Genomic DNA, 3,870 nt, shown 5'->3' with positions numbered 1-3,870 from the left:
GGAGCAGGCCCGGTATGTGAGCGCCCGCGACGAGGCCGAACTGGTGATGTGGCTGGCCGGCCAGTGCCCGGAGTGCGTGCCCGACGGGTTCGGCGAGCAGTGCGACAGCCACTACGCCCGCCACGACTATGCGGTTGCGAGGTCGTGCGATGTCTAACCCGTGCTCGACCTGCAACCTCAAGTTCTGGGACGCCGACGACCTTCGGCCCGGTGACTTCGTCTGCACGTGCGGCGACCCGTACTTCGACGCCACCAAGGTCCCGAACGACCTGCTGAATGACGTTGTCGCGTCACTGGAGCAGGTGGGCTGCCAGTTCGACTACTGCACCGGGCCCACGCTCAAGCCGGTCGACATGCGCACCTGCCACCGGTGTGACGCCCTGGCCCGGCTTCAGGACCTGATCGCGAGGTCGGCCAATGCCTGAGCCGCACACCTTCGGCTTCAAGGCCACATACACGCCCGGCTACTACGACGGCGAGGAGCAGGGCTGGAAGGTCTCCCTCCCCCACCAGTGCGACAGCTGGGCCATCACTGCGGACAGCGACTACGACTCGCCGGTACCGAAAGCCGAGGCGGTCGCTCGGCTGTCGCAGTTCATCGCCGAGGCCCAAGGCGTCCTGGAGCAGATCCGCGCGACGCCGGACTCGCCAGCCTCGGAGATCCAGTTCGGAAGGGGTCTCTGATGCCCGAATACCCGCGCACCTGGCTGGCAGGCGACGGCGCCGGCGTCGTCCTGGTCTGCAACGGCGACTGCCCCGGCTCCGGGGATCTGGTGGTTGCCGAGTACGGCGAAACCCAGACGATCCGCAAGAGCGCGCACGTCCGGCGCTTCACCCTCGACCAGCTCGCCGAGTTCACTACCTACGCGTCGGCGCACGCCTACGCCTGCACCCCGCCGGAGGAGTTGGACGCGGACCAGCCGCACTGGGGCCCGCTGCGCAAGCTGATCCCCGCCGACCAGCTCGACGGCTGGATGTGGATGGCCCGCTCCACCTACAACGGCGTGATCGTCGAGCACTACAAACACTCTGAGACCCGCGGTGGTCTGACCCTGGACCACGAGGGCCGCTACTGGTCGTCGCGGATCATCGAGCACGCCTGTGACCCGTGGTGCGACAAGGACCACGACCACGACATGTTTACCGACGTCCGCGAGTACTTCACTGTCGGCGAGCCCGAGGCGTTCCAGTGGGCCGGTCTGTGGCCGTGGTCGCTGCACGATGAGGCGCACCCGGCGCCGGAGTGGATGTCGCGATGACCGAGTTCGAAGGCATCGTCGACATGCCGGAGGACGAATACCACGCCCACCCGGCGCTGTCGTTCTCCGGTGCGAAGAAGCTCCTGCACCCGTCCTGCCCGGCGATCTTCCGGCACGAGCAGGACAACCCGCAGCCCCACAAGCGGGAGTTCGACCTCGGACACGCCGCCCACAAGGTCGTCCTGGGTGAGGGCTCCGAACTGTTCGTGATCGGCGCCGAGAACTACAAGACGAAGAAGGCGCAGCAGGACCGGGACGACGCCTACGACCGTGGCGAGATCCCCGTCCTGTCGCATGAGTTCGACCAGGTGCAGGCCATGGCCGCCCAGGTGCGGGCGCACCCGATCGCCGGCCCGTTGTTCTCGGAGGGCTTGGCTGAGCAGTCGCTGTTTTGGACCGACCCGGAAACGGGTGTGCCGTGCCGTGCCCGCCTGGACTGGTTGTCGTGGCGGATCGGCGACTACAAGACCTCGACCAGCGCGGAGCCGGGTCACATCTCGAAGAAGGTCGACGACTTCGGCTACTACATGCAGGCCGACCACTACCTGTCCGGCGCTGTCCACCTGGATCTGATCGCTCCGGACGCGCCGTTCCATTTCGTCTTCCAGGACAAGAACCCGCCTTACCTGGTGACGGTGGTCGAACTCGACGACGTCGCCTTGAAGATCGGCCACGACCGCAATGTGCAGGCCCGCGAGATCTACCGCGCCTGCATGGAGTCCGGTGTCTGGCCCGCCTACAGCAACCGCATCGAGCGGATCTCGCTGCCCGCCTATTCGCAGCGTCGCTACACGGAGGGGATCTACTAATGACCACTGCCGCGATGCCGGTCGAGACCAAGAACATCGGCACTCTCGCCGAGGCGCTGGCCGACCTTCAGACACAGCTCCCCCACGTCGCGAAGAACAACACCGCGAAGGCGGGAACCTACTCGTACAACTACGCCGACCTGGCCGAGATCTCCCGGCAGTTGCTGCCGGTCATGGGCAAGCTCGGCCTGTCATTCACATCGAAGCCGACGTTGCTCGACGGCAAGTTCGTGCTGGCGTACAAGCTGCGGCACATCTCCGGTGAGTCCGACGAAGGTGTGTGGCCGCTGCCGGAGCGCGGCTCCCCGCAGGAGATCGGTTCGGCGGTCAGCTACGCCCGCCGGTACTGCCTGTGCGCGGTGACCGGTCTGGCGCCGGACAACGACGGCGAGGACGCCGTCCTCGCCGAGCAGGCGGCCCGCAAGCAGCGGGTGGAACGGGTTGAGGAGCGCATTGCCGCCACCCAGGCGCCGGCAGAGCCGCGCATCAACGCCGGGCAGCAGAAGGAAATGCAGGACCTGTTCCCGCAGGCGGGCATCGGGGCGGGCAAGGCGGACCGGGTGCAGTTCGCGGTCACGGTGGTGAAACGGCAGATCGGCTCGGCGACGGAGCTGACGCAGGCCGAGGCGAAGAAGGTCATCGACAGGCTTCAGCAGTTGGCGACGAGGCGCGTCGAGCAGGTCCCCGCAGAAGCGCCTGAGGCGGTCGCGGAGAGCCAGCCGTGACGGACGTTCTCAACCCGGTTGACATCGAGAAGGCGATCCGGTCCTGCTCCGACCGGATCGCCAACGGGGTCAAGGTCTGCTCGGACACCTACTCGGCTTTCCTGAAGGCGGACCACGAGTTCGACCAGGCATTCGCCCGTGCCTACATGGACTACGACGGCGCGGCCCATGAACGGAAGTTCGCGGCGGAGTTGGCGACCGCCAAGGAGAGGGAAGCCCGCGATAGGGCGGACGTCGCCTACCGGTACGCGGATCGACTGGCGCGAGCGTTGGAGAACGAGCTGCGTGCTTACCAGTCGATCGGCGCGTCGGTTCGGTCAATGTACGCGGTGGCTGGCGTGGGGGTCGGTCGGTGAAGAAGACCGAGCTCAAGCGGCTGACCCCGCTGGCCTCCACTTCCCAGCTGCGCCGTACCGCCCTACCGGCCAGCCCGGCGAGCCGTTCGACCAAGCACGCGAACATGCCGAAGCCACGCCCCCGCAACACCGGCCCGTTGGCTGCCGTTCTGCGCATCCTGGCCGCCCGTTCGGAGGGCCTTTGCGAGTTCTGGCAATGCCTCGAGGACGCGGCCCACACACACCATCGGCGCCCGCGGCGCATGGGTGGTTCGTCGGTGTCGGACACCAACCAGCCCTCGAACCTGCTTCGACTCTGCCCTGACCACCACGAATGGGTTGAGTCGCAGCGCGCCAAAGCGCTTGAGCTCGGCCTACTGCTGCACGCCGGTGCGGTGCCGGCCGAGGTGCCGGTGCTCACCCGGCACGGCGAGGTCTTCCTGATCGATGACGGAACCTACGTGGAGGCACCCCGATGACCCTGCGCGCGATCACTGTGCGACAGCCTTGGGCTGGTCTCATCGTCGCCGGAATCAAGCGGTTCGAGAACCGGGGCGCGGCTGTGAGCTGGCGCGGCGAGCTCGCGATCCACGCCGGCAAGCGGGTCGACGCAGGCGAGCTGGCACGGGCTGTCGGCGCTGGTCACCTCGCTCCGATGACCGCGTTGGGTTCGATCCTGGCGGTCGCCGAGCTGACCGACTGCCATCTTGCGGACACCACTGATCCGACCGGCTGCTGCGGC

The 3,870-nt window shown here is 67.3% G+C and carries 8 protein-coding genes; all 8 read left to right on the top strand.

Translation table 11 applies throughout. The annotated features are described in order from the left end of the window. The first annotated feature begins 149 nt into the window (after window positions 1-149). A complete protein-coding gene (locus Afe05nite_RS43370; protein WP_203823202.1) occupies window positions 150-425 on the top strand; it encodes a hypothetical protein in 276 nt (91 codons plus the stop codon). After that, window positions 418-684, top strand: coding sequence for a hypothetical protein (locus Afe05nite_RS43365; protein ID WP_203823201.1), 267 nt, complete (start codon window positions 418-420; stop codon window positions 682-684). The genes Afe05nite_RS43370 and Afe05nite_RS43365 overlap by 8 nt, the downstream gene beginning before the upstream one ends. Beyond that, complete coding sequence (locus tag Afe05nite_RS43360; RefSeq protein ID WP_203823200.1) at window positions 684-1,259, top strand: hypothetical protein; 576 nt, start codon at window positions 684-686, stop codon at window positions 1,257-1,259. Before Afe05nite_RS43365 ends, Afe05nite_RS43360 begins: the two co-directional genes overlap by 1 nt. Beyond that, window positions 1,256-2,068 (top strand): PD-(D/E)XK nuclease-like domain-containing protein, encoded by an 813-nt coding sequence (locus tag Afe05nite_RS43355; RefSeq protein WP_203823199.1) that lies wholly within the window; start codon window positions 1,256-1,258, stop codon window positions 2,066-2,068. The genes Afe05nite_RS43360 and Afe05nite_RS43355 overlap by 4 nt, the downstream gene beginning before the upstream one ends. Then, window positions 2,068-2,793: an ERF family protein gene (locus Afe05nite_RS43350; protein ID WP_203823198.1), complete on the top strand. Its 726-nt coding sequence runs from the start codon at window positions 2,068-2,070 to the stop codon at window positions 2,791-2,793. The genes Afe05nite_RS43355 and Afe05nite_RS43350 overlap by 1 nt, the downstream gene beginning before the upstream one ends. Beyond that, a complete protein-coding gene (locus tag Afe05nite_RS43345) occupies window positions 2,790-3,149 on the top strand; it encodes a hypothetical protein (RefSeq protein ID WP_203823197.1) in 360 nt (119 codons plus the stop codon). Before Afe05nite_RS43350 ends, Afe05nite_RS43345 begins: the two co-directional genes overlap by 4 nt. Beyond that, window positions 3,146-3,607: an HNH endonuclease signature motif containing protein gene (locus tag Afe05nite_RS43340; RefSeq protein WP_203823196.1), complete on the top strand. Its 462-nt coding sequence runs from the start codon at window positions 3,146-3,148 to the stop codon at window positions 3,605-3,607. The genes Afe05nite_RS43345 and Afe05nite_RS43340 overlap by 4 nt, the downstream gene beginning before the upstream one ends. After that, window positions 3,604-3,870 (top strand): ASCH domain-containing protein (locus Afe05nite_RS43335; RefSeq protein ID WP_203823195.1); only part of this gene is annotated, 267 nt, incomplete at its 3' end. The genes Afe05nite_RS43340 and Afe05nite_RS43335, both read left to right, overlap by 4 nt.

Source organism: Paractinoplanes ferrugineus, assembly GCF_016862195.1.
Classification (GTDB): domain Bacteria; phylum Actinomycetota; class Actinomycetes; order Mycobacteriales; family Micromonosporaceae; genus Actinoplanes; species Actinoplanes ferrugineus.
Note: the sequence above shows the minus strand (reverse complement) of the source record. Positions and strands in the feature narration are given on the sequence as shown.

Bases quoted from the DNA above. Each gene is read 5' to 3' on its own strand.
- Afe05nite_RS43370 (WP_203823202.1), top strand. From the start codon at position 150: ATGTCTAACCCGTGCTCGACCTGCAACCTCAAGTTCTGGGACGCCGAC.
- Afe05nite_RS43365 (WP_203823201.1), top strand. From the start codon at position 418: ATGCCTGAGCCGCACACCTTCGGCTTCAAGGCCACATACACGCCCGGC.
- Afe05nite_RS43360 (WP_203823200.1), top strand. From the start codon at position 684: ATGCCCGAATACCCGCGCACCTGGCTGGCAGGCGACGGCGCCGGCGTC.
- Afe05nite_RS43355 (WP_203823199.1), top strand. From the start codon at position 1,256: ATGACCGAGTTCGAAGGCATCGTCGACATGCCGGAGGACGAATACCAC.
- Afe05nite_RS43350 (WP_203823198.1), top strand. From the start codon at position 2,068: ATGACCACTGCCGCGATGCCGGTCGAGACCAAGAACATCGGCACTCTC.